General features: G+C 47.3%; 19 protein-coding genes, 3 pseudogenes and 2 riboswitches. Of the genes and pseudogenes, 8 read left to right on the forward strand and 14 right to left on the reverse strand.

Features of this window, described 5'->3' with window-relative positions; translation table 11 throughout:
• Positions 1–8 precede the first annotated feature (8 nt).
• On the reverse strand, positions 9–1,409 hold the full coding sequence (locus ACIFO6_RS15510; protein WP_430041683.1) for a transcriptional regulator: 1,401 nt from the start codon (positions 1,407–1,409) through the stop codon (positions 9–11).
• A 274-nt stretch (positions 1,410–1,683) separates the two neighbouring features.
• Between ACIFO6_RS15510 and ACIFO6_RS15515 the strand changes: the two genes are divergently transcribed.
• Positions 1,684–1,938, forward strand: a complete 255-nt coding sequence (locus ACIFO6_RS15515) for a DUF6953 family protein (RefSeq protein WP_430041685.1) — start codon at positions 1,684–1,686, stop codon at positions 1,936–1,938.
• A 75-nt stretch (positions 1,939–2,013) separates the two neighbouring features.
• On the opposite strand, the gene ACIFO6_RS15520 is transcribed toward ACIFO6_RS15515, so the two are convergent.
• The 4 genes from ACIFO6_RS15520 to ACIFO6_RS15535 form a co-directional block, all read right to left on the reverse strand.
• Entirely contained in the window at positions 2,014–3,030 is a 1,017-nt protein-coding gene (locus ACIFO6_RS15520; protein WP_430041686.1) for an asparaginase, read from the reverse strand.
• Positions 3,031–3,224: 194 nt separating this feature from the next.
• Positions 3,225–5,834 (reverse strand): S-layer homology domain-containing protein, encoded by a 2,610-nt coding sequence (locus ACIFO6_RS15525; RefSeq protein ID WP_430041688.1) that lies wholly within the window; start codon positions 5,832–5,834, stop codon positions 3,225–3,227.
• Between the two features lie 388 nt (positions 5,835–6,222).
• On the reverse strand, positions 6,223–7,326 hold the full coding sequence (locus ACIFO6_RS15530; RefSeq protein ID WP_430041715.1) for a response regulator: 1,104 nt from the start codon (positions 7,324–7,326) through the stop codon (positions 6,223–6,225).
• 1 nt (position 7,327) lies between these two features.
• On the reverse strand, positions 7,328–10,471 hold the full coding sequence (locus ACIFO6_RS15535; protein ID WP_430041690.1) for an ATP-binding protein: 3,144 nt from the start codon (positions 10,469–10,471) through the stop codon (positions 7,328–7,330).
• Between the two features lie 81 nt (positions 10,472–10,552).
• Between ACIFO6_RS15535 and ACIFO6_RS15540 the strand changes: the two genes are divergently transcribed.
• Positions 10,553–10,720: a hypothetical protein gene (locus ACIFO6_RS15540; protein ID WP_430041692.1), complete on the forward strand. Its 168-nt coding sequence runs from the start codon at positions 10,553–10,555 to the stop codon at positions 10,718–10,720.
• Positions 10,721–11,050: 330 nt separating this feature from the next.
• Here the strand turns inward: ACIFO6_RS15540 and ACIFO6_RS15545 are convergent.
• From ACIFO6_RS15545 to ACIFO6_RS15575, 7 genes and pseudogenes are all read right to left on the reverse strand, one after another.
• Positions 11,051–11,170: pseudogene (locus ACIFO6_RS15545) on the reverse strand (nickel import ATP-binding protein NikE); the annotation flags it as partial.
• Positions 11,171–11,227: 57 nt separating this feature from the next.
• Positions 11,228–12,007, reverse strand: a complete 780-nt coding sequence (locus ACIFO6_RS15550) for an ABC transporter ATP-binding protein (RefSeq protein WP_430041694.1) — start codon at positions 12,005–12,007, stop codon at positions 11,228–11,230.
• Entirely contained in the window at positions 12,004–12,966 is a 963-nt protein-coding gene (locus ACIFO6_RS15555; protein ID WP_430041696.1) for an ATP-binding cassette domain-containing protein, read from the reverse strand. Before ACIFO6_RS15555 ends, ACIFO6_RS15550 begins: the two co-directional genes overlap by 4 nt.
• Positions 12,963–13,778: a nickel transporter permease gene (nikC, locus tag ACIFO6_RS15560; RefSeq protein WP_430041698.1), complete on the reverse strand. Its 816-nt coding sequence runs from the start codon at positions 13,776–13,778 to the stop codon at positions 12,963–12,965. Before nikC ends, ACIFO6_RS15555 begins: the two co-directional genes overlap by 4 nt.
• A 15-nt stretch (positions 13,779–13,793) precedes the next feature.
• The gene (nikB, locus tag ACIFO6_RS15565; RefSeq protein ID WP_430041701.1) at positions 13,794–14,723 is read right to left on the reverse strand and encodes a nickel ABC transporter permease; all 930 of its coding nucleotides are present in this window, start codon (positions 14,721–14,723) and stop codon (positions 13,794–13,796) included.
• A 15-nt stretch (positions 14,724–14,738) separates the two neighbouring features.
• Positions 14,739–16,322 (reverse strand): ABC transporter substrate-binding protein, encoded by a 1,584-nt coding sequence (locus ACIFO6_RS15570; RefSeq protein ID WP_430041703.1) that lies wholly within the window; start codon positions 16,320–16,322, stop codon positions 14,739–14,741.
• Between the two features lie 205 nt (positions 16,323–16,527).
• A riboswitch (cobalamin riboswitch) is annotated at positions 16,528–16,725 on the reverse strand.
• 706 nt (positions 16,726–17,431) lie between these two features.
• A pseudogene (locus ACIFO6_RS15575) lies at positions 17,432–17,686 on the reverse strand (purine permease); the annotation flags it as partial.
• A gap of 217 nt (positions 17,687–17,903) precedes the next feature.
• Here ACIFO6_RS15575 and ACIFO6_RS15580 point away from each other — a divergent pair.
• Both ACIFO6_RS15580 and ACIFO6_RS15585 read left to right on the forward strand, forming a co-directional pair.
• On the forward strand, positions 17,904–18,719 hold the full coding sequence (locus tag ACIFO6_RS15580) for a hypothetical protein (RefSeq protein ID WP_430041704.1): 816 nt from the start codon (positions 17,904–17,906) through the stop codon (positions 18,717–18,719).
• 107 nt (positions 18,720–18,826) lie between these two features.
• Positions 18,827–19,897: a hypothetical protein gene (locus tag ACIFO6_RS15585; protein ID WP_430041705.1), complete on the forward strand. Its 1,071-nt coding sequence runs from the start codon at positions 18,827–18,829 to the stop codon at positions 19,895–19,897.
• 83 nt (positions 19,898–19,980) lie between these two features.
• Here ACIFO6_RS15585 and ACIFO6_RS15590 read toward each other — a convergent pair whose 3' ends face one another.
• Positions 19,981–21,288 carry a nucleobase:cation symporter-2 family protein gene (locus ACIFO6_RS15590; protein WP_430041707.1) on the reverse strand — a complete coding sequence of 436 codons (1,308 nt, stop codon included), beginning with the start codon at positions 21,286–21,288 and terminating at the stop codon, positions 19,981–19,983.
• On the reverse strand, positions 21,282–21,899 hold the full coding sequence (locus ACIFO6_RS15595) for a xanthine phosphoribosyltransferase (RefSeq protein ID WP_134911889.1): 618 nt from the start codon (positions 21,897–21,899) through the stop codon (positions 21,282–21,284). Before ACIFO6_RS15595 ends, ACIFO6_RS15590 begins: the two co-directional genes overlap by 7 nt.
• A gap of 159 nt (positions 21,900–22,058) precedes the next feature.
• Positions 22,059–22,162: riboswitch (purine riboswitch) on the reverse strand.
• A 328-nt stretch (positions 22,163–22,490) separates the two neighbouring features.
• Between ACIFO6_RS15595 and rhaB the strand changes: the two genes are divergently transcribed.
• From rhaB to ACIFO6_RS15615, 4 genes and pseudogenes are all read left to right on the forward strand, one after another.
• Entirely contained in the window at positions 22,491–23,981 is a 1,491-nt protein-coding gene (gene rhaB / locus ACIFO6_RS15600; protein WP_430041709.1) for a rhamnulokinase, read from the forward strand.
• A gap of 4 nt (positions 23,982–23,985) precedes the next feature.
• Positions 23,986–25,242 carry an L-rhamnose isomerase gene (gene rhaA, locus ACIFO6_RS15605; protein WP_430041710.1) on the forward strand — a complete coding sequence of 419 codons (1,257 nt, stop codon included), beginning with the start codon at positions 23,986–23,988 and terminating at the stop codon, positions 25,240–25,242.
• Between the two features lie 61 nt (positions 25,243–25,303).
• Entirely contained in the window at positions 25,304–26,149 is an 846-nt protein-coding gene (gene rhaD / locus ACIFO6_RS15610) for a rhamnulose-1-phosphate aldolase (RefSeq protein WP_430041711.1), read from the forward strand.
• A gap of 262 nt (positions 26,150–26,411) precedes the next feature.
• A pseudogene (locus ACIFO6_RS15615) lies at positions 26,412–26,635 on the forward strand (AraC family transcriptional regulator); the annotation flags it as partial.

Below are 26,635 nucleotides of genomic sequence, written 5' to 3' on the forward strand. Positions count from 1 at the left end.
TAAAAAAATTAAACGCGAGCAGAATAAAAATAATCTTTTTTAACATTAAAGTGATCTACCTCTCTAAGTAAATTTTTATATTCCTCCGTCTCCTCAGGGGAGGCAGTATGCCGGAATTTCTCAAATAAACCTACACATTTAATCGTTACAGGATTACCATTCAGCACCACGGAATAGGACAGGCTTTCCAACAGAAATTTCATACCTTTCGCATAGCGCTTATTATCGAGATCGTAGCAAGCCAGCTCTGCCAGGAATCGTGCATAGAGATCCGTTGACACTTGCTCCGTATAGGTGCCTACCTTGGTATGGTGATCCGCAAATGCGGCAATCTGTTTCTCGAAACGTTGCAATACATCGTCCACATTAAATTCATAACGGTTTGCGGCCAGCACAATTTTGAACAATCCCATCAGAATCTCGCCTTCGTTTCTTTCCAGATAGGCGACATACTGTGGAATGACGTCCAGTTTACCGGACATAAGCTGATACAGATATCCGTTAGCCTCAGCCCAGTTGCTACACTGTTCCTTCAAGCGGCGTGCTTCTTCCGTATCCTCCTGCACCCAGCTTAAATCAGCGTACAGAGAGACATATTCCAAAGCCTTTTCGTATTCTCCTCGTTCGTCACAAATACCGGCACGCAGCACGTATGAGTATACAATATACATAAACAAAGGACCCTTTGTTTGCTTGTCCCGCTCTTTTTTTCTTTTTTTCCCATATCTTTGCTCATACTGCACTTTAGCCCTGCGACACATTTTATCAGCTAATGCTTCCACTTTATCCCAACGCCGCAGCGAAACATAAGTATTGGCCAAATCTTTTAATGCATCCAGTTGATCCGCTTCACCCAAGCGATCTACAAAGCTTTCAAAGTGTGTGGCGGCCCACAAATTTTCATCCTGATCATCACCAACAGCGATTGTAAATAACCGATACTGGCAGAGAGCCAGACGCTCGGAATGCTGATACTTCTCACTTTCCGAGACATTTTTATAGATGATAGCTGCTGCCGCAAACTTACCTTTTCTGAACAATTCTTCTGCCGTCTCAAACAAGGCTGGAGCGTAAATTAGATAGTCCATCATAAATTCCACGACTTGTTCAATACAGTCCAGCTTATTCAGCTCTGCACAACGGTACAAAAATGGACGAACCCGCCGCCAATTTGGTGCTGAATTCCGTATAAATTCTTCAATGTACAGCTCATAGAAGATTCCCTCTTCAAGCTCCATGCCTGCCGCAATCCGATCCAATAGCAACATCGCAATCGGCCGATTACCGTTGATAATGGCACTGATTGTGCCCGCATTAATACCCGTGTTCTCCCCAAACTTACTAATCGTGATTCCTTCACGTCTGATATACTGCTCCAGCTCTGCACGAATCGTGGTTGTTTCCTTCAAATCAGGCACCCCCAGGGATTACTTGTATGTTTTCAATTCAAAAAAAGAAAATTCCCGTGAATATTCCCTTAATTATACAAAATAAAACCCACTTCGCCAACTATATAAATTTATTTACTCGAAATATATCTGGACAGAGTCAACCGTTTCTTGAAATCACTCAAAACCAATCTCCCAATAGGGGCTACTTACTACCAACAGATTTGGTAATTTCCTAGATTGCGTATACTATATAAAGAGTGAATTGAAAGGAACGAAGGAAAGGATATGACAAATGGACAAAACAGACAGTACCCCTACAACAGAACAGCAAATTGCAGCATGGATGGTCGCGCAAATTCGTGAAGTGGGAACCTTGAAACAAGAGGACGCGATTGCATATGTACGCTCTGAGTACGGAGAGCAGTATGTGTTTATAAGTGAGCATGGTCATGTATCTCTCGAAAAGGAAATCAAAAAAGCGTTTCGCAAGCTTCATAGCGGTAAAATCGCCTGGGATCGCGACGGATTCCTGTGGGCCTGGACGTAACAAGCAAAAGCATCTGCCATAGGCAGGTGTTTTTGGGATGCGGCTTCCTTCCTGTGTGGAAACCAGCCCCCTTCCTTACAGGGGGGCTGTATCCGTAGGCAAGGAAACCTCGTCCGCATAGTTTGTGGCCATAATTTTTGCTACTCCCGCAGGGTCAGTGGTCTGACCCAACGCCCACATCATTTTAGTCACAAGTGCCTCCGTCGTCATGTCATAACCCGGAATAACACCCTTTTCCAGCACCTTCTGCCCCACCTCGTAAATCGTCAGATCGCCGCCCTCATAAGGACATTGGGTGGTCACGACGATACTCATGCCATCCTTCATTAACTCCTCAATTTTGCTGATCAGGCTTCTTTCCTTGAAGGGCACGCCACCCATGCCAAAGCCCTCAATCACGATCCCTTTATAGCCCAAGCCCTGAATGGCATCGAAAATCGCCGGATTCGTACCCGGAATCAGTCTGAGCAGAAATACCTCCGAAGCATACTCGTCATTGTACGGATGGCGAACTGTACCGCGATTCGCAAATACGCCCTCTGTATAGACCACCTTCCCGTCTTCCACGAGGCCGATATACGGATAGTTAATACTCTCAAAAGCGTTATAGCTGCGCGTTCTGATTTTGGAGCTGCGGCTGCCGTTGATGATTTTGCCGTTAAATACGACAAATACTCCCGCTACCTCGCCACATGCGGTCAGGAACGAGTCGATTACATTTTTTTTGGAATCACTGTGCTCAGCCAGAATGGACACCTGCGAACCCGTCACCACGACCGGCTTGTCTACGGTTCCCAGCATGAAGCTCAAAGCCGAAGCCGTATAAGCCATCGTATCCGTGCCATGGGCAATGACGATGCCGTCGTACTGATCAAGGGAACGATGTACCATTCGGGCGATGGAGGCCCAATCCTCCGGTTGTGTGTTTGTGCTATCAATGCTCATCAGATTATGGGCATCAATTTCACAGATTTCCTTCAACTCCGGAATTTCCGCCAAAATATTTTCAGCCGATTGGGTTGGCGTCAGGCCATTTTCCTGATAGGAGGAAGAGATCGTCCCTCCGGTATTAATGAATAAAACCTTTTTCATGTACCCTTGTTCCTTCCCGATTACATCTTCACTTTATTGTTCTTAGAATTTATCATGAATAAGTGTGAGAAGCTACTTTTGATCCGAAAAGGGGAGATAGATTATAGGGCTATATTTTGACTAACCTTTTTCGATAAAAAAACAAAAGAGCCAAGTGCAAAATACACTTGTCCCTTTTATTCGTAGTAACGGTATTAGTTAAGTGAATCCAACAGCGTCTTCAATTGCGGATTGAGATTCAGCGCATTCAGGATGATTTGCAGAGCTTCTGCACGTGTGGAGCTACTCTTGGGATCAAACTTGCCATCTGCTCTGCCGCTGATGATACCTGCTTGTGCTTCAGCTTTGATCTCGTTAGCTGCATAAGAACCCTTCACGTCATCAAAATTGCCTTTGGTGGTGTCCTTCGATACGTTGTTCAGGTTTAAGATGCGGGATAAAAGAACAACCATTTCCTCCCGGGTGATCGTGTTATCCGGCTTGAACATACCATCCTCATATCCGCTGATGACCCCTGCCTCTACAAGTTTCTTGATTGGGTCTTTTGCCCAGTGGCTGCCGACGTCCTTCAATGAGACACTTGTATTGTTGCCACCTTTGATATCGAACACGCTACTCAGAATCACTGCAAATTCAGCGCGTGTGATCTTGCCATCCGGCTTGAACTTACCATCGTTGTACCCTTTAATCACATGCAGCTTTACAAAAGTATCAATAGTCTTTTCAGCCCAGTGTCCTTTAGTGTCCGAAAGAGCTGCTGTAACCGGAGTTTTTTTAGCTTCCTGAATCCGAGTCTCAATGTTCTTAATAACATTGAGGTCACCCTTCACTACATCTGACTTGAACACATCCTTTGCAGGATCAGGTGCAGGAGCTGGTACAGGAGTCGGTACAGGTACAGGAGTCAGATTAGTGTTAGTTGTGGTGGAACTACCACCACGGCTCGAAGAACGTTTGTCGATCGTAATAACTTTCGTTCCCACAACACCTGATCCATCATGAGCAACTGCCTGAATTGTAATAGTACCAGTTTGAGTTGCAACGAGTACACCATCAGCATTGATCGTTGCTTCCCCTGTACCAGCAATTACCGACCAGCTAAAGGTTTTATCCGTTGCATTGTCAGGAGTTACATTTGCCTTAAATTGAAGAGAGTCTCCAACGGACATTGTTCCACTATCGCCCGACACTGTGATAGCAGTCACCAACCGGGGAGCCCGTGTGACATTGACCGTATAGCTTTTCGTCGTTCCATCCTGTGCAGTCACTACAAAGCTAATAATATTTGACCCCACATTTAGACTAATCGGATTGTTGACCGGAGTCCCATTGAGCTGTAAAGCAGCCGTCGCGCGGCTATCCGTAGTTGTATACGTAGCTGTCGTAACAGAAATATCGTTAGGCACAGTTGCGGTGTAGGCGTACACACTTTCACTTACCGTTTGATCGAGCGTAATGCCGCTTAAATTCAGCGAGCTTAAGGCAACACTATTTGAACCAGCTCGTGTGACATTGACCGTATAGCTTTTCGTCGTTCCATCCTGTGCAGTCACTACAAAGCTAATGATATTTGACCCCACACTTAGATTAATCGGATTGTTAACTGGAGCCCCATTAAGCTGTAAAGCCGCTGTCGCGCGGCTATCCGTAGTTGTATACGTAGCTGTCGTAACAGAAATATCGTTAGGCACAGTTGCGGTGTAGGCGTACACACTTCCAGTTACCGTTTGATCGAGCGTAATGCCGCTTAAATTCAGCGAGCTTAGTGTGGCATCTGAAGAAACAGGAGGGTTCTGGCCAGCAGCCACAGCCGTAGAAACCATGAAGGTACCGACCATGAAGGGACCACTGCTTAAAGCTATAGTCTGAATTACCTTATTATCTGATGTCCTGATTACGCTCATGTTGCTGCTGCCATAATTGACCGTAAAGGCTTTGCTGCCATCAGCCGAGATACCGACCACATAGGGATAAGAACCAACCGCTACGGTGCTTTCCACTGTATTACTAGCGGTATTGATTACTGAAACAGTTCCAGAGCCACTATTAGCCACGTAAACCCTGCTCCCGTCGGGAGACACCTCAGTAGCCGACGGGGAGTTGTCCACAGTTACAGTTGCTTCCACCGTGTTGTCCACAACGTTGATGACAGAAACTGTTTTGTTCCCTTGATTTGCTACATAAATCTTGGTACCCGCAGGATTAACCGAAAGACCATACGGGCTGGTTCCCACCGTAATTTGACTGGTAATCGTATCGTTGGTAAAATCCACGACTGCTACTTTGTTAGCGCCAGACTGAGTCAGATAAAGCTTCTGGGCTGCCGCTACCATGGCTACAGGACGTGATAATACACTTACTGTACCCGTAACTGTAAGCGTTGCTGTATTGATTACAGACAGTGTGCTGCTGCTCATATTAGCTACATAAGCTTTGCTGCCATCCGAATTAAAGGCTACTCCGTGAGGTTGTGAGCCCACTGTTATTGTGCCGACCACTGTATCAGTAGCCGGATTAATCACCGAAACAGTTCCACTCGCTCTGTTGGTCACAAAAACCTGGGTACCGTTCGGGTTGAACGCTGCGCTATTAGGCTCACTCCCGACCGTAATTTTGCCCAATTCCACCGTACCGCTTTCCAAATCCACCACATCAACCTTGCCAGTATTGAAGCTTGTAATATAGGCTTTCTTTAATATGTCAGTAGTAGCCGCAGAAGCGGCATTAAAATTACCTAACAAAGTTGAAATTATACATAGAATAACTACCACTGCCGTAAGCTTCATTTTTTCTTTTCTAAACATTTTGTTCCCCCCTGATCGTTTTGCGGAATGGGATGCCCCCGCTTTCCATATTTAATGTTTTCCATAATATGCTATATATTTCCCGTGCTAATTACCGTCGCAACTTCGTGTTTCTGCTCGTCCTGATTATAAATCGGCATTGAAACGCTCAATTTGCCAGAACTCCCAACAGTATCGCTTGATTCACTCGCCCCTTATTGCCTCCCCCCATTGCAATACATACTATCAAACTGTTCTCACAAAATTCTCACAAAACCACGAATAATGTCGAAAAAAAAACAAAAAGAGACTATCCCCTAATAGATTGTTCAATCGGGAATAATCACTTTCTTATTCATCCAGTATTCAGTTTCGGTAAAAAAGGTCGGACAAGAAAAACTTTGCCGACCTACTCCAAATATGACGCCTTCTGGCTTCTCAGCTTCTGCGGTGGCTCCAGCCCCAGCTCCTTGCGATAGGAAGCCTCGAACTGCGCGTAATGCCTGACGATTTTCTCCTTGTCCCCACTGCTTGCATAGATGCTCAACAAAGTCTGATTCATCTCCTCGTGCAGGGGGTATACAGTCAAATACGAATCAATCTTCTGCTCCGCCCTTTTCCAATCCTCCCTGGCAAGATTCTGTTGGATCAAGCTGCGTACAAGCGATGTGTACCGTTTGCAGAATACTTCCTCCAGCGGAGCTTTCCAGAAGTAATCTTTTCTATCCAGCAGCGGACCTTTGTAGAGCGAGCATACATGTTCCGCTTGCGCCTCATCCTGAAGTCCTCCCGCAAGAGAAAAGTCATACCGTTCATATTCCAGCACATCGTACGTTCGATTCGATGGTTCCAGCATGTATCCTTCGTTCGTTTTCTGAATCTCCATGCCGATCTCTTGCTCTTTCAACAGTTTCTTTAAACGATACATCGTGTTGTGCAAATTATGCGACGCGCGGTCCTCGCTCATATCCGGCCACAGCAATTCCGCCAATCGCCACTTGTTGAGATTCTGACCCGGATGGCAGAGGAAATAAGCGAATAACTCCTCCGTCTTGCGTGTCGGAAAGCGGATTAGCGACCCTTCCCGACTTCGGACCTCGAATCCTCCAAAGCACCGAATCGAGGCAAGCCCCACCTGCTGTTCAGCATCGCCGACAGGTCGATGCAGCTTGAACAGCCGGTTTGCGACCCGCTCGATCGCCGCGGGTGTCACGGGCTTCAAAATATAGTCGAAGGCATAAACCTTGAATGCATCCAGCGCATAATGCTTGTAAGCCGTCGTGAAGATGATTTTCGTCTGCTCCGACGCTTCGTTGATATTTTCCGCGAGTTCCAGCCCGTTCATCTTTGGCATTTCCACATCGAGGAAAGCGACATCCGGCCGAAGCTCAGACAGGCTGGCCAGCGCCTCAAGCGAGCTTGTAAAAGCACCTATGATCGTAAAGTACGGGTTTTGCCCGATGACATATTTCATTAAATTCAAAATCGGTATTTCGTCCTCCACAATGACCACATTAAACAATCTCGCTCCTCCTCCGTTTACCCGAACCGATCTTTTCGTTATTCCTTACAGGCAAATACATCGTTATTTTAGTTCCTCTTCCCCTATCGGAGCTGATGTTTAGCGTTGCCCCTGGCAGAGAGTCCAGACGCTTGCGGATATTATGGATGCCGATGCCGCAATCATGCATATCTCCTTTGGACATGCGATCCAACAGATCATCCGGTATGCCGACGCCATCGTCTTCGACTACCACCCGGATATAACCATCTTCCTCGTCGATCCTGAGCGTCACCTTGCCGTAACCTTCCTTCTCGAACAAACCGTGCCGAATCGCATTCTCGACAAAAGGCTGGATGCATAAGGAAGGAATTCCCAAATGATCTATACGGTTATCGTAGTGAAAGTCGTAGTCGAACCTCTCTCCGAAACGGGCTTTTTCAATCTCAACATAAGCCTGGATCAACTCCATTTCCTGGTAGAGAGGGACGAACAGTGTGGAAGAATCCATGTCCAGGATGTAGCGCAAGTACTGACTGAGCATCGATAACAAGTACGCAGCTTTTTCCCCGTCCGTATAGCAGAATGAAATAACGCTGCTCAAGGCGTTGTAGAGAAAATGCGGTTTGATCTGCGCTTGATGGAACGCCAGCTCATTGCGAATCGCTTCTTGGAGCGATGTTTTCACAGCGATCAGGGTCTGGATTCTGGCAATGAGCGTTTCCGCCTCAAACGGCTTAGTCAAATAATCGTTTGCCCCGGCCCTGAAGCCGAGCGCGATGTCTTGCGGCGTATCCTTAACCGTTGCGAACAAAATGGGCAGGTCGAGAATAGAGTAGCTGCTTCGTAGTCTCTGACACAGCTCAATGCCCGAGATCCCCGGCATCATCACATCGAGAATGACAAGATCGACTTGCGGGTACTCTTCTATTTTCTCCAATGCTTCTTTTGCTGAGAAAGCGGTGACGACATTGTAGCGATGCCGTTTCAAAATATTCAACAAGGTGTGGATATTAGAGGCTTCATCGTCAACAATCATGACTGTATGCTCGTGTCCATCCCAAATATTCAGCTCCTGATCCTTATCGGTATATCGCTGCTGCTCTTGCAACGCATATGCCGTTTCACGATTAGCCGGTACTTGGACTGCGCTTGGCAATGTAAACGTCATGCGCGTGCCTTGACCGACCTCCGACCAATCCACCCGAATTTCTCCACTCATCCGTTCGACCAACTTGCGGCTAATGTACAAACCAACGCCCATTCCTGTATATCCATCCTTCGGCAGCGGCCCGTCAAGCTGCTCAAAATATTCGAAAATCACAGCATGCTTATCCTTAGGAATCCCTGTTCCAGTATCCTCGACAGAAATCGTAACAGTTCCCTTGGTAACGCTCGACACCACCTTGATCGACCCTTTGTCTGTATGCTTAACGGCATTGCTGACCAGATTGTACATAATTTGACGCAGACGATTTTCGTCCGCTTGCACCCAGACGTCGGGACCGACTTGATTATCCAGTCGCACAGCTTTTCCCAAAAGTTCAAATTGCAGCACGTCGAATACAATCTGCGTTACCATTCTGGCATCCACAGCGGTCGGATGCAGACGCAGTTCCCCGTGCCTCAAACGGGTAACATCGACCAAATCGTGAATGAGCATGGACAGCTTGATAGATGTATCCTTGATCAGCGAAAGATTCCGTTTTTGCTTCGGCGACAGATTTTTTTCCTCATCATCCAGCAAATAAGACGTCATATTCAGGATTCCATGCAGTGGAGTCTTGAGCTCGTGGGATGTGTTCATCAAAAACTCGTCCTTGAGCTGATTGGAGACCGTCAATTGATATGAAAGGATTTCCGTCTTCTCATAAGCATTGGAGAATCGAACCACGAGCAGAATATTCATAATGATAATGAAACAAATCACCCCGAGTTTTCCCACCAGATCGGTCGAAACCATATTTTCCGAATAGAGGCTTCCGTCCACCAAAAAGACCATCATCGAAACGCTCCCGCCAATAAAAAGCATTAATTCCTTCCGATCGGATGAGCCGCCTTGGCTTTGAATATACAGATACGCCATTCTGCCAATAATATATAGGAAAACGATGATTAAGTAAAAAAAGAAAACGTATTTTCCCTGGATATGCACACGATAAGGCAACACGACAACCGCCGTAATATATAGGCCTAACGGAGCCAGTATCAGCTTCATCATCCGAGACGATATGAGGCGGGCTTCAACTGAACTGAAAAACAGGATGAGTACCACAGCTCCGACAAATTCGCTTAAATCCAGCAGCTTGTAAGTAATATCAAAAGGGAGGCCAGGCAGTACTCTCTGTAAAATTTTTTCGCCAAAAAGTGCTTTTTCCAATAAAAGCAGCAGCAAATATAGCCCGCTGAGCCAATATGTTTTCTCTCTTCGCCCTAGCAGGCAGAAGCTGAGATGATACACGCCAAACATGCCAAGAATCAATATAATTCCGATATCGGTGCCGACCTGTATACCATTTAGCTTCGTCACATCTTCAGCCAATCCGAATGGGATCGAGCCAGCAATACCACCGGTGACAAATACGTAGTTAGACACTTGAATTACAATGTCAATTTCTTTGGCATCCGTGTGAAAAAACGCACTGTAGGGCGTATTTCCAGGCTGATGCTCCTTGATATCGACTGCTGGGCGCCCACTTTCGCCTTCTAACTTGCCGTTAATGAACAATCGATGGGAAAGGCGAATACTCCTTATTTTTAAACCTAAAACTTCATCCGTATCTTTAACCAGCACTTTCAACCGGTACGTGCCATACCCTCTTCGGTTCATACCGCCATTCGCTGATTTCCCTCTCCACGTGCCAGGTACGGATAAATACGAGACCTCTGTACGCGTCCCTTCGTGAAAATCGACAGGCTCCAGTAATTCACCTTCATAAAATTCCCACTCTCCATCCAGGTTGACCCATCCCTGCTTGTGGAAATCCCAATTCGACAAATCCAGCACTCCCCGCTTCACAGGCGGCATGTCCTGATTCGGTATCGTTTGGGAATAAATAGCGACGAACAACACAATGGAGAGCGAAAAGATCAAGCCAATTCCGATGGCCTCACGATATTGCCCCCTTTTGATACATAGCTCCCCCTCGGAATTCATTTCAACACTTTTTATTCTATACATTACGTACTTCACAAAAAATCACAAGACTGATTTAAGTGAAATTGGAAATAAGCGTGGGTGAGTACACAATTTATTTTACAGACTCTACAACTAGAAACGAAGCTGATAGAGGCTCAGCATGTAAAAGAAAAAGCAACCATCACAGAGGAAAGTCTGCGACAACTGCTTTCTGGCTTTCAGGACCACATCTCCAGCTATGTAGAAAAGCTGATCGTGATCCACTAGATTTACGAAAAGAGAATCTAGCTGTAGGAACAAAAGAGATCTAAATTCGATATAGAAATACCAGCCAATTGATCAATCCGCCTTCAGACGGAACGCTATGCTCATCCAGCTTAGCCCGTTCCACGTATTTTACGACCGTTCTTCGCATTGTACTGCTCCAGCAATTGAGTACGAAAGCAGATTTCCTCATATTAGGATATCCCTTTTTAATCCAAGTGATTTACTGTGATTTTATATTATAACGGGTTATTTAAATAATACAACAAGTAAATTTGATTTCAATTACTTATCCATATGTTGCACAAAAAAAGGACCCTTGCGGGTCAACTCTCATTCATGAAGTGAAAGACGGACTGCTGGATGTTCCGGTAAAATGGACGAAATCAGCCGCTGCACCGCAGGATGAGCCGATTCAAAAATCCGGTCCTTCTCGTCACAGCGCTCGATCAATATTCGACAAAGAAAGCTTATATTTATTTTAAATTTGTAGAATATGAGAGGTATGGCTCATTCCGCCAACGTTTGAAACAGAGTACGCGTGTATTCATGCTGTAACAGGTCTTTATCCCACTCCTGAAATATCTCCACAATCTCCCCCTGATACATGACGACAATCCGATCACAAAACGGACGGGTAGATTGAAGATCATGGGTGATAAAAAGATAGGATAGCTGGCGCTCCTCCTGTGCTTTCTTGAGCATGTCCAGTACGGAAGCCTGCGTTTCCGTATCGAGATTGGCGACAGACTCGTCGAACAAGATGATTTCCGGCTCCACCGCCAGCGCACGGGCGATGCATACCCGCTGCTTTTGTCCGCCACTTAGCTGCGATGGGTATTTCTCCAGACATTCCGCGTCCAGCCCCACCGATTCCAGTAAAGACAGGCAGATCTCCAGTGCTTGCGCTTTTCGTTCGGGAAAATAGTTGCGTATCGGCTCCTCCAAAATATCTCGTATGATCATGCGAGGATGGAGCGAGGAAGACGAATCCTGTGCGACCAGCTGGATTCGTTTGTACAGATGGATATCCTTCATCCTTCCGGTGTGAATGGGCTGATGATCCAGCCAAATCTCCCCCGAGGTCAACGATTCCAGCCTTAGGATACATTGTGCCAGCGTACTTTTGCCGCTTCCGCTTTCGCCAACCAGTCCGAGGCATTCTCCCCGTTGCAGCTCCAGACTCACCTGCTTCACGGCGGCCTGCCCGCTATCTTGCTTGTTGGACCAGCCTTTTCTCCGTCTGCGGACAGGATAGGCTTTGGTCACTTGCTTTAGTTCCAGTATCATTCGCGCATCCTTCCTTCCGGGCTCATCTCCAGTACACGATCCGCTACACGACTCACACCCTGACGATCATGAGAAATCAACAAAATAGTGAGATCCAAATCCTCTCTCAACTGTTGGAATAACGCCAGAACCTTGTCCCGGTTGATAACATCCAGCGCCGTGGTAGGCTCATCGGCAATAAAAAGGCGCGGACCGGAGCTTAGCATCGCAGCCAGCAGTACCCTTTGACACATCCCTCCGCTTAATTCAAAAGGGTACGAGGACAAAATATGCTCAGGGTCTGCAAACCCGACCTTGCTCAATAAAGAGCACAGATAAGCCTCCTGCGCTTGAGTAGCGCAGCCCCCAGCCAGCTGTGCAATCCCGCTCAGCATCTGCCACATCCGGGGCAGCACGACCTGTGGGGGGGCTTGATGCTGTACAGGGCGGGGGAGGTTGCCCAGCCCCCTCTGGTCGGGCGGCATCCAGCGCCGCCCGTGCAGTCTAAGCGTGTCCGTCAGCTGTGCGCGGACGGTACGGATCGGATTCAACCCGCTCAGCGATTGTTGAATGAGCAGGGCAATGTCCTCGCGGCGCAGCCTTTGCCAGCGCCGTTCATCGAACGGGACGATGTCCTCCCCGTTGTAGTACATATGCCCCTGCGTAACGCCGATCCCCGGCTCCAGCATGCCCGAGATTGCGTGCGCGGTCAGACTCTTGCCGCATCCGCTCGGCCCGGTCAAGGCCACAATTTCCCCCGGATACACGGAAAAGCTGACATCCCTGAGCAACGGTTGATGTCCGCTTATCCGCATTGTTTTCCCATTCGCACCCGGCTTCCTACCTGCGTCCGTACCTGCTGCTGCGTCAATGCGTGTACCCGCTCCTGTGCCTATGCGACATATCTCCAAATGTTCCACGTGTAACAGTGGCTTGCGCCCTGCCATATTTCCATTCATCTGTCCTGTCCCATCCTTCATTCTGCCGCCCCCTTTTCCGAGAATCGGTCTCCCAGAAGCTGGCAGGCAAGCACAAATAGCATAATCGCCAAGCCCGGAAAAATCATGACATGCGGCGCCACCTGAAAATACGACGTCGCATCATGCAGCATCACGCCCCATTCCGGCTTAGGCGGCTGTACACCCAGCCCCAGAAAGGAAAGTCCGGCAACCATAAGCACCACTCGCCCGATGTCCCAAACCGCATACACAAGCAGCTGTGGCAGCGCCTGCGGCAATACATAGCTTCTGAGTACGCGCACATGTGAATTACCGGATAAACGGGCGTATCGGACATAGTCCTCCTGACAGGCTTTTTGAACAAGGGTGCGAATATACCGAACATACCCGGCCCACCGTACCGCAATAATGGCTAAGGTCATGTTTACAAAGCCTGGACCCAAGATACCCACAATCGCCACCGTCAAAATAATATCGGGAAAAGCAAGCACTCCGTCAATCACCCGCATGACTAGCTGATCCACACGCCCGCGCACATAGCCAATGAGCAAGCCTATCGGCAAACTGATACACAAGGTGGTCACTGTAATCGCACAAGCAATCAGTACGCTGGTCCGAATCCCGTAAATCAGCCGTGACAGCACATCCCTCCCCAAATGGTCCGTACCGAAGGGATATTCCCGGCTGGGCGGCTCCAGGCGCTTCAGGAGATTGACATTGAGAGGATCATGAGGGGCAACCCATGGAGCCAGCAATCCGAGCAGTACGATCAGGCCCAGCATTACGCCTCCTGTCAGTAAGCTTCCTTTGAAGGACAGCCGCATGTTTTTCATTTTCAACTTCCTCCCCTAACGCAAACGCAGCCTCGGATCTATAGCCGTTTGGACCAAATCCACCAAACACTGAACACCTACAATTAAAAATGCAGCAAAAATAACATACCCCTGAATCACCGGATAATCCCGCTGCGTAATCGCGTCTATAAAATACTTGCCCAAACCCGGCCATGAAAAAATCGTCTCTACGATGACATTGCCCGCCAGCATAAATGACAAATTCGTGCCTAACAACGTGATGATCGGCAAAATCGCATGCTTGAATATCTCAAAAAACAAAACATACGTACGGGAAAAGCCTCTGGCCTTCGCCGCCTTCACAAAATTCCGGTCACCCAGCTCCAACATTTGGGCACGCAGTACACGGGCTTGCACAGCCCCCAAACCTGCCCCAAGGGTCAGCGCTGGCAGTACCAAATGAGTCCAATCTTCCCGACCCATGGACGGGAGCCAGCCCAAACGGACGGAGAACAGGTAAATCAGCAGAAAGCCAAGCCAAAAAGAGGGGATGGACGATCCGAGCAGTGCAAACAGCCTTCCCAGACGATCCAGCCAACCGCTGGATTTTACCGAGGCAGCCAGCCCCATCCCAAGAGTCAGCAACGTCATGACGGCAAAGCCCGCCGAGGCCAGCTCCACGGTAGCAGGCAGTCTGTTCCACAGTTCGGTTAGCACCGACTCCTTGGATACATAGGAGGTGCCCCAATGCCCTGTGAACACATCACGCAGCCAGTTTACATACTGAATATGAAGCGGCTCGCTCAAGCCCAGCTCCTTCCGCAGCGCCGTCAACGCCTCCTCAGAGGCAGGCACATTATGCGCGGTGAGCAGAATGGTAGCAGGGTCGCCGGGAGCCAGCCTCATCAGCACAAATGTCAGCGTGGATACAACGAACACAATAATGACCAGTTGCGCCACACGTTCCAGAATAAAACGAATCATAGGGTATCCAGTCCGTTATTCCGCAATATCGGATTGCGCCGTAATGTAGTAATACTCAATCGGATGCGGTGTAAAGCCCTCTACCCCTTTTTTCACCCCAAATACATTATCAGGGTGAACAATAAACGACTGCGGCAAATCGGTATTAATGATATCCAGCGCTTGCAATGTCACGGCATTACGCTGTGCTGTATCCTTCGCCAGCTTCAAGCTGCCAAGAAGGTTCTCCAGCGGTTTGGAACCATAACGGCTTACATTGGCCTCGCTTTTAGAGGAATAAAACATGTCCATAAAATATTGCGGCTCCCCCGTATGGGCAGTCAGCATACTGTACATGGCAAAATCCCAATCGTTTTTGGTTAGCGCCTCGTCGATATTTTCCACCTTGCGGATCTTCACCTGGATGCCCTCTTTCAGCAGTTGGCTCTGAATCACCTCAGCCATGACCGAAAGCTCTGGACGCTGAGGGAAGGTCAGCAACGTAACCTCGAACGGCTTGCCCTGCTTGGTCCATGTACCTTGGGCATCCTTTTGCCAGCCGTCCTTCGTCAACAACTGCCCTGCCGTTCCGTCCAGCACTTTACGTTCCACCTTGCCGAAGGGGAGAATGCTCGGGAATGGGCTGCTTGCCTCCGTACCATAGCCTCTCATGATCGCACTCACAATGGATGCACGTGGTATCAGGCTGTCCACTACTTTGCGGTTCGCGGCATCCTTGAACACAGGCGACTCCATGTTATACACGATCATATGAGTGCGCAAAGAGGGAGCCGACAGCACTTGCAGCTTATCGTTCTTTTTTAATACCTCCGCGTTATCCACCGGAATATCAGTCGCTACATCTACTTCGCCAGATTGCAGCGCCAACAGGCGTGAATTGCCGTCCGTAATGAACTTCATCGTTGCTTCAGCCAGCCGGGCCTTCTCGCCCCAATATCCGTCATAACGCTCTACGACCAAGGACTGATCCTTGTTGAACGCTTTAATTTTAAAAGCACCTGTCATCGCAGGGTAGCTCTGCTCATCCTTCATAGACGCTACATCCAGCACAATCGTCGATGGATCAGCCAGATTGGACACCAGCGCTGAATTGGGCTGGTTAGTCGTGATTTTCAACGCCAGCGGCCCAGTTACATCAATCGACTTTACGTCTAGCAAATCCTTTGCCAAATGGCTTTTCTCGATGGAGCGCAGCAGGGAAGCTTTCACACTTTCCGCGTCCATACTCTTTCCGTCATGAAAAGTGACCTTATCCTGCAAGCCGAACGTCCAAACTGTGGGACTGTCCTGCTTCCATTCCTTGGCCAGCCAAGCCACTGGCTCCAGCTTTTCATTCAAACGGACAAGTGTCTCACCTGCGCCGGACCGCATGACATCCCAGCTATTGTCTCCGTGCGGGTCAACGCCCGACGGTTTCCACGTATACGCCATCACCAGTTTCTTATCTGCTGTAGCCTGTTGTGTGGATGTGTTCTCGCCCTTGCTGGGGCTATCCGCCGTCTTACTAGTTGTCGAGCATCCCCCCAGAGCCATAACTGCCAGCAGCAGCATCACCCCTGTACATATAAACCATGAACGCTTTTTACGATTGCTTATCATCTTATTTATCCCCCTCTGTCTTGTCATTCACAAATACCTAGCGCGAAAAAAGCATCCCCGACCGCTTGATCAGCAGTCAGAAATGCTTTCATGATCAAATGCCTAAGCTCACCCTCTTCACCCTCTAAAAACAAGGGGATCGGATCGGTTTCAGACATTCTGTATGCAGCACGCCTAACCACCTCCCCAGCATCCCGTGGGTCTGACAGTGATGTTAAAACAGGCAGGTCTCCTGACTTCAGGCTTATCTCTCAGGCCTTCCCGGTTCCTCACAGTTCCAGTGGCTGTTCTGAAAGCTACAGCAATTCCCTGCTGATGCCTGTATACAGTGGCGGGTCCGTGTCGGAATCTACCGAACTTCCCTTTTAAGTGAACACGCACAACAGCCATCTACATGATTTCAGCGAAACCCTGTAAGTGGAAAGTCCGGTTCACACCTGTTTTCTTCCTTTATTCCTCTATATTACGAATTAGGACTATCTTATTTTGTTGTTACAGGCTTGTCAACAAATGCTGCGCAATATTTTAAATTTAAACGATACGGCAAGGATCAAGGCTATGACTTTGCGTTGCATGCACGCAATGGACGTGATAAAATTAGGTATAGAGATAACCACCGTGTCCGTATACTAAAAAGAGCCTTCGCCGCTACCAACGGCAAAGACTCTTAGGACTTGAAAGGCTGTGGATCATCACGGCGCGCTAAATGCGTAGCTAAACCCACCGTTAGGCGCCTAACCTAATTACACGGTGGGTTTTCGCTTGTTCCGAAATTTCCGACGTAGCCAGCGATAAAGTTTACGAATACTAAACACCAGGCTTAGTAACGTAACCATCCAACGCAACACATCGTAGCACGACACAAGGTTGACCATCGGCTTCACCCCCTTTCGGGAAGCTGCGCCGTGGTCTGAAAACATCCACCACTATTCAAAATCCATAAGGTAGATTATACCATGACCTCGCCTATCACTCTAGCAAATTCTTCTAATAGAATCTCAAACCCCGATCTTCATACAGGAAGGGGGTTTTATCAATAACTCTATGCCAAAAAGCCGGAAAAATAGGCTTACGTCCTCTCTCCCGCGGTCTTTATCTAATCCTAATCGTTAAACCTTCTGCGGAACCTCTGACACCTTCCCGCCTTTGACCCATTCGCCCTGTTTTTTCGTTAAAACGATATTCAAGACAATCGCCGTAATCGAGCCGGATACGATACCGTTTTGCAGCAGCATTTTGGCAAAGCTCGGCAGTTGGTCAAACATTTGGGGCAGCACGACAGAGCCGAGGCCCACCGCAATGCTACATGCCGCGATCAGCAGATTGCTTTCCTTCTGCAAATCCACCTCTAACAAAATAGACATGCGCAATATTTTAAATTTAAACGATACGGCGAGAATCAAGAAAATGGATTTTCAATGCAAGGCTGTCAATAAATGTAGTTCATATCCGACTAATGGACTCTTGCAGACACAAAATATAGATAAATATATTCATATATTCCATTAAAAGGTTGACATAGTTTGTAAGCTCACTTATGCTATCTATGGATTTACAAATATTTCAAGGAGGCGGTTTGTTATGAAGGTAAAGTTTCTTCCTCAAGCAATTCTGGCTACAACGTTATTCATCTCGTGGGGAATCGTTAGTCCAGCAATCTCCCATGCTGAGAAAGGAGAAAAAATCCCTGACCAAATGTTAGCGGGTACAATCATCCAATATGATGAGAACAATAACATGGTTGTAGTAGAAAAAGGAACTCCTGTACCTGAACCACAAAAATCTCTAGCTGCTATTGCCCCACTCACTGCTGAACAACAAATTGAGCTAGAAAAAGAAGAAGCAATGATTAAGGAAATCAAAGAAGAAGCCAAATCACTGCCGGTATATCATATTGATAACCCTGACCCTCAGCCTGGTCTAAAAGTAATTTATGATGGTGAAGGTTATATCAAAGATATTATCTTGCCTGATCAAAAGGAAAATGCGATTACTACTAATAATGTTTCACTTCAGGCATTACCACGTGGAACACGCAAAGCACCAGGGACTTATACATACGGAGCACATAATAATGAAATCGTCATTACCGGAAAATCGAGCGGCAAGGTTCAAGGCACAGGTAGAGGGACAAACTTTACGGACTCAACTGGTGAAAATTCCAATTCACTAAAAAGAGGCGACTGTGCAACAAAAGGGGCTATTGATAATCCAGAGTTTGGAACAAGAATTGCCGTAAGAAATACAGATAATGATATCGCTGCTAACTTTATTAAAGCTGATAACGGAAGCCTTCCGGATGCCGTTATTGATATTTGGAAAACTGGTGTACAGGATTTGGGATTGACATGGAGTTCGTCTCTCTCATTTTCAGGAAAATATTTTTATGCGTTCTAATCTCTTCATGTGAAACAAGGATAGGGCCTACACCCTGTCCTTTTCCCTTTTTTTAATTTATCATAATGGATTTAGTAAATCCCTCATCTTAGAAAGGATGTTTCCTTTTGAAAACAAGCAGCTTTCGCTTAATTATACTTTCCTTACTCGTTCCAGCTCTGTTATCTGCCTGTTCTCCATCTTCTACTCCAGCAGCAGAATCAATTCCATCGAAACAGATCCAATCAGGCGAAAAGACAGCTCCAGTCGAACAAGACCAATATCTATCCATGACCTATACAGAATATGTGAATGGGAAAAATACAGATAAAGGTATGGTTATGCGGGTCATGACGTATGATTTGAGCAGCAAAAAAATGATGAAGCTGGCCGATGTTCCTTACACCTCTCAATATCCACTTTCTGTAGTGTCATTACCTGATCACAAGATTTATTATTCTGCCGATGTTGACGATAAGGGAGATCAGTTATTTTCATACGATTTGAATTCAAAAAAAACTGAACAACTTTCCGATAATTTGTTTGCCATTAATCGTATAGTACCAACGACTCCAGAAGGTCCACTCGTTCTGGCTGCTGTCAAAAAAGGAGAACGTACACTTAAAACCATTTTCTACGATAAATCAACTCATACAATGCAGTTTTTGCATGATGAAAATCTAGATATGAATACTTGGTCTGTATCATACAACTCTAGCAAAAGCGCAACGTACATTTCCCAATTCTCTGAAAATGGACAAGATAAACAAAGAGACATCGCAGCCAAGAAACAGACTATTATGATTTCACCTGACTACAAGGTCACAGAAATCAATACCAACACCAAACAAGAACGGCCTATCATTACACTAAAGAACGAACAAATCCTGTCCATGTCCAGCAGTAATGATCAGTTACTCCTAGTCACTGCCCGTTTCATTAATCACGGAAACCCCGAGTATAGTCTTGTCGATATCGCAACTGGAAAGCGCACCAAATTAGAGCTTCCCATTTCGTCCCGCAGCTTTATCTATATGTCCCCGGACAGCAAAGGTATCTACTATCTAGGCAGTGCCTCCCAGAAAAATCAGGAAGAAGGGCGCGGCGTGTACTATTATGACTTCGCATCGAAAATCCAAACCCCGATTTTCATACAGGAAGAGGGTTTTATTAATAACTTCATGCTGCTGAACAAATAATTCATTCTGAATAACCCCATACCAAACAGCCGGAAAAAGAGGCTTACGTCCTCTCTCCGGCTGTCTTTACCTAACCCTAATCGTTAAACCTTCTGCGGAACCTCTGACACCGTCCCGCCTTTGACCGATTCGCCCTGTTTTTTCGTTAAAACAATATTCAAGACAATCGCCGTAATCGAGCCAGATACGATACCATTTTGCAGCAGCATTTTGGCAAAGCTCGGCAGTTGGTCGAACATTTGGGGCAGCACGGCAGAGCCGAGGCCCACCGCAATGCTACATGCCGCGATCAGCAGATTGCTTTCCTTCCTCAAGTCCACTTCTGACAAAATAGACATGCCCGATGCAGCAACCGAACCGAACATAACGATCATCGCCCCGCCCAGCACAGCATTAGGAATCACTGTCGTTAAGGCGGCCAGTTTGGGCAACAGACCAAGAACAACCATAATACCACCCGCAGCAAAAATAACGTTCCGCGACTTGACACGTGTCAGCGAAATCAGACCTACATTTTGCGAGAAAGCCGTGTAAGGAAACGCATTGAAAATACCCCCGAGCATAATCGCAAGTCCTTCAGAGCGCAAACCATTGACGATTTGCTTCTGCTCCACCTTTTGATCAATCGCCTTGCCTACCGCCAAGTAAACGCCCGTAGACTCGACCATGCTGACAATATTAACGATAATCATCGTACATACTGCCATAATGCTAAACTCAGGCTTACCAAAATAAAACGGCTGCGCAACACTCACCCAAGACGCTTGCGCCACTGGAGCAAAATGTACCATCCCCATCGCATAAGCGACCACCGTGCCTGCAAACAAACCGATGAGCACAGAAATCGAGCGCAAAAAGCCTTTGGCCAACCGATTCACGAACAGAATAACCAGCAAAGTAACTAACGCCAGCAGCAAATTACGCGGCTGTCCAAAATCTGCGCTGCCCTGACCCCCGGCTACATTATTCATCGCCACCGGAATGAGGGACAAGCCGATAATCGTAACCACCGAACCCGTAACCACCGTCGGGAAAAAGCGTAGCAGCTTGCCATACAGCGGTGCCGCGAGCACCACGAATATACCGGATAAAATAATGGCTCCGTACGCGGTCGCCAAATTCGAGGTCGACGCAATCGCGATAATCGGCCCCACCGCCGTAAACGTACAGCCTAAAATGACAGGCAATCGACTGCCGAAAAACCGAGTGCCCATAATCTGCAACAACGTGGCAATCCCGCAGGTGAACAGATCCGCAGCTACCAGATAGGCCATTTGGGCTGGCGTCAGGTGCAATGCTCCCCCTACAATCAGAGGTACGGCAATCGCTCCGGCATACATCGCCATCACATGCTGGAAGCCCAGCGCGAATAACTTTTGTTTGCTTAGCATCCCACATTCTCCTTAACGGAAGGAATCACTGCACCCGCTTCTTCTATAAAATGAACCTCGCCCGGTGCCATGGAAGCGATACGCGCAAGAGAGCGTACGGCAATACCTCTTTGCTCCAGCAGTCCACGGCCTTCCTGAAAGCTCTTTTCAATCACGCAGCCGACCCCGGCCAGCTCCGCTCCTGCTTCCTTCACAATATCCGTAAGTCCGACCAATGCTGCGCCAGTCGCCAGAAAGTCATCCACGATCAGCACATGGTCGCTGGCATCGAGATATTTTTGGGAAATACTCACCTGATAGGTTTCCTGCCGTGTAAACGAGTGGACCTCAGCGAAGTATACCTGCTCGTTCAGCGTGATTGCCTTCTTTTTCTTCGCATAGATGAACGGTACACCCAATGCAATGGCTGTAGCCATGGCAAACTGAATGCCGCTTGCTTCAATTGTAAGCACCTTCGTAATGGGAGCACCACCGAAAAGACGTGCAAACTCCTTACCAATCTCCAGCGCCAATGCTGTATCTACCTGATGGTTCAAAAATGAATCTACCTTTAATACCGTGTCGGATAAAATCTGTCCCTCTTGACGAATACGTTCCTCCAAAACTTTCATGATTGTGGGTATCGCTCCTTCTTTACTTTAAAATAGAATAAAACCTGCCAAAACCAAAAAAAGGACAGGCTCTCTTGAGTTGTTTCTCAAGTGAAGCCTGTCCTGGGGTTGTAGTCCCTGACGGATGAGCGCACAAATAAATGCCCGCATTTCATCCGAAGCCGATGCGCTATCACTCATAGTCGGACGATTACAGTGGTCGTCCGGTAGAAACTTTTGGGCCATATCCCCAATATTATACGAGTCATATGAAATTGATATCTTGTATACTACACCCTCTGGCGGGCGGTTTCAAGACTATATTTCATACAGACAGCGGCATTTGAATAACATTCCACAATTCGAACATTACAAAACAGCGTATCCCTCCGATTAAGGCACATATATTGTAGAAAACGGATATTAATGCACATAAAACCACACAAACAACATTATATTTTATTTATAATTTGAAAAACAAAAATAAAACCATACATTATATTTCCGTTTGTGTTGACTACACAGAAAAACGGAAGTAGTATTGAATTATATAAGATGTAAAGAGGCAGGAGCTTCGACTGCCGGGACTTCACCCACGTAAGGAGATTTTATATGGATAACTATCTTGCTGTTGATATTGGGGCTTCAAGCGGAAGGCTCGTAAGTGCAACCCTGCAAGGTGGCCAGCTTCACTTGGAAGAGCTTCACAGGTTCGGCAACTCCTTTACGGAAAGGGACGGACATGATTACTGGAATGTCGATGATCTGTTTGACGAGATCATAAAAGGACTGCAAAAAGCCAAACAGAAGGGGATTCATTCCTGTACGCTCGGCATAGATACATGGGCTGTAGATTACGTCCTGCTCGATCAAGAAGGTCGTCGCATTCATGATATCTACGCCTATCGCGATGCACGTACCCTTCATGCACCCGACAAGCTGCACCAGCTCATAAGCAGAGAAAATGTATATGAGAAGACAGGCATTCAGGAGCTGAATTTTAACACGCTGTATCAGCTGTTCGTTCATGATCGGGAGCAGCTCGCCCAAGCGGATAAAATATTAATGGTTCCCGATTATCTGTACTACCGCCTTACGGGCATCATGATGAATGAAACGACGAATGCATCTACCATGCAGCTTTTAAATGTGAATACCCGGGAGTTGGATGAAGAACTATTGTCCCTGCTCCAGCTTCGCCGTAATCAATTTGCAGCGCTTACCAAGCCTGGTCAGACTCTGGGTGCAATCTTACCGGAGCTTGTTCAGCAGCACGATCTTCCAGACTGCCAGCTCATTGTCGTGCCTACACACGATACAGCCTCGGCTGTGGCGGGTGTTCCGTCGAAGCGGGAAGAATCGTGGGCCTATATTAGCAGCGGAACGTGGTCACTTCTGGGGATGGAGCGGCAACAAGCCTTGAATACCAAGGCCGCCATGCAGGCGAACTACACCAATGAGTGGGGAGCTTACGATACGTACCGTTTTCTGAAAAACATTATGGGCCTATGGATGATTCAGGAGGTTAGAAGAGAGGGCGGTTCCGCTCTTAGCTTTGCCGAATTGGCCCAACTGGCTTCGGCAGAAACGCCTTTTGCCAGTCTCGTTCTCTGCAATCTGCCCGCATTTTTAAACCCGGATAGCATGACTCTTGAAATTCAACGATTCTGCGAGGAAACAGGGCAACCTATTCCCGGGACACCGGGTTCGCTCGCCCGCTGTATTTTCGACAGTCTGGCCTTGAGCTACCGGGATGCCTTACATGAGCTACAGCGTTTAACAGACGAAACGGTTACCCAATTGCACATTGTCGGCGGAGGCGCTAATAACGAATTGCTGTGTCAGCTAACAGCCGATCTTTTGGGGATTGAGGTTCACGCTGGACCTTCCGAATCGACGGCCATCGGTAATATTGTCGTACAGCTCATCAGCACTGGTGCTCTTGAGGATCTCCAGGCTGCTGGCAGCGTCATTGCCCAATCCTTCCCGACTCAGTTATATCAGCCGAGGACAGTGGATGGACTGGAAGAAGTTCTGGAACGCTGGGAAAATCTCAGGAAGCAAACAGCGTCCTCTATTTCAGATATCTCGATAAAGGAGTAAACTCATGAATCAAGCCATTGAAGCCAGTTATAACGAAGCGAAAAAGCTGTATGCCCGCCACGGTATTCAGGTGGATGACGTTTTACGGAAGCTTTCAGAGATTAAAATATCATTACACTGCTGGCAGGGAGATGATGTTCAGGGATTCCTGTTCAAAGACAAACAGCTTAGCGGGGGCATCGCTGTAACGGGCAGCTACCCGGGTAGAGCAGGTACACCGGATGAATTGCGTCAGGATTTAGAGAAAGCCCTGTCGCTCATTCCGGGTCAACACAAGGTCAATCTGCATGCCATCTATGCGGATACTACAGAACAAGTGGATCTGGATCAATTGGAGCCGCGCCATTTTCAGAACTGGGTAGACTGGGCCAAACAGCAGGGACTCGGACTTGATTTTAACCCCACCTTGTTTTCCCATCCCAAAGCGGAAGACGGCTTCACGCTAAGCCATAAGGACCCGGAAATTCGCAACTTCTGGATCACACACTGCAAAAAATCGCGCAGGATTGCAGAGCATTTTGGAAAAGAACTCGGTCAGCCATGTGTTACCAACCACTGGATGCCGGATGGTTACAAGGATACCCCGATTGACCGCTTGGCTCCAAGAGAGCGGCTGCGGGATTCTCTGGACGAGATTTTCAGCGAAAAAATCAGTGAAGAATACAACATAGACGCGGTTGAAAGCAAGCTGTTCGGTATCGGTTCAGAAAGCTATGTCGTCGGCTCGCATGAATTCTATATGGGTTATGCACTGACGCGGGGTAAATCCATTTGTCTCGATTCCGGTCACTTCCATCCGACTGAGGTCATTTCAAATAAACTGTCTTCCGTGCTGATGTTCACCGATCAATTATTGCTCCACGTCAGCAGACCGGTTCGTTGGGACAGCGATCATGTGGTCACCATGGACGACGAATTGCTCGACATTGCTCGTGAGCTGGTTCGCGGACAATTGCTTACCCGAACCCATATCGGCCTTGATTTCTTTGACGGCAGCATCAATCATGTGGCTGCATGGGTCATCGGAACACGCAACACGATCAAAGCGCTGCTTCGCGCCATGCTGGAACCGATTGAAGCATTGAAGCAGGCGGAAGAGGAACGGGACTTTACCACTCGCCTTGCCCTTGTTGAAGAATTCAAATCATATCCGTTCGGGGCCGTATGGGATTACTATTGCGCTCAAAACGGTGTCCCCGTTCGTGAAGAATGGCTTGCCGAAGCAAAAAACTATGAACAACAGGTACTGCTAAAACGGTAATTACCGCATGTATAAGCTTGTATGTTTGTATGTTTAAAACATCCAAAGGGAGAGATCACCCATGACTACTGTACTGGAGAATCATAAAGAACGGAAATCGGAGCTGGAAATTCCATTCGTCCGCGAGATGGCGGAAATTACGCAAAACATGTGGAAATTCGGCTGGGATGAGCGTAACGGAGGGAATGTCAGTTATATTTTGGATGAAGTAGAGGTAGCTAAATATCTTGATATCCAGCATGTTATTCGTACGATCAAACCTGCTTTTCCTGTGAATGAACTGGCAGGCAAATATTTTATCGTCACCGGATCAGGCAAGTATTTTAAAAATGTAATCTCCGATCCAGAAGCCAATTTAGGCGTCCTTCGTGTCTCGCAGGATGGCGAGCAATTGGAGGTCTTGTGGGGCCTCAAGCATGACGCAGTACCTACCAGCGAATTGCCATCTCATTTTATGAGCCACATTGAGCGCTTGAAGGTCGATCCTAACCATCGTGTTGTGATTCATAATCATGCCACCCATGTCATTGCCATGACCTTCATTCATAGTCTGGACGAAAACCAGTTCACCAAAACGCTATGGGAAATGTGTACCGAATGTATTGTCGTCTTTCCAGACGGTATCGGCGTAATCCCTTGGATGGTACCGGGCTCCAGCGAAATCGGTCGCGAAACGGCCAAAAAAATGAAGGATCATCACGCCGTATTATGGCCTCATCACGGTATTTTCGGAACAGGCAGCTCCATTGATGAAGCGTTTGGCCTGATTGAAACGATTGAAAAAGCGGCGCAAATTTATATGCTCATTGCTAATCATGATATCCAGCAGCGGATTACGGATCAGGAATTGGCGGATCTGGCTAAAGCCTTTAACGTTATTCCAAAAGAAGGAATCCTGAACGTATAAACCTCACAACCTAAAAAGCTCCACGGCTTGTCTCAAACCAGCCATGGAGCTTTTGTTATGCCTATCGGGATATTATACTTTATGTTTCCCGTATAGCCCAATCCGTCAACTGGTTCAGGACCGTGTCCTCCATCGGTGGGTTATACAGAAGTTTTGAATTTATAACCCTTAATTCCAATGAATTAACTTGTAATTATACATTCCTTTATATACAATAAAATCAAAACCCCCTTATCTCCACCAAAGGAGAGGTGACATTGTTGTGAAAAGAGTAAAGAACGAAGATCACTTCGACATCGTGGAAGACCATTATTTCACAGCTACTGAATTGGAAAAATCCAGCGCGATATGGCCAGTCAGGCTCGGTATGGATATTTCCAAGAGCAGCTGTCATGTCGGCCCCAAGGCTGTGCCTTATTTCTATTTAATTTTTGTGCTTGACGGTCAGGCTGAATTTATTTATAAGACGGATTGTCAAGCCAAGTG

Source organism: Paenibacillus sp. NRS-1781, from assembly GCF_050467745.1.
In the GTDB taxonomy this organism is placed as follows: Bacteria; Bacillota; Bacilli; order Paenibacillales; family Paenibacillaceae; genus Paenibacillus; species Paenibacillus terrae_A.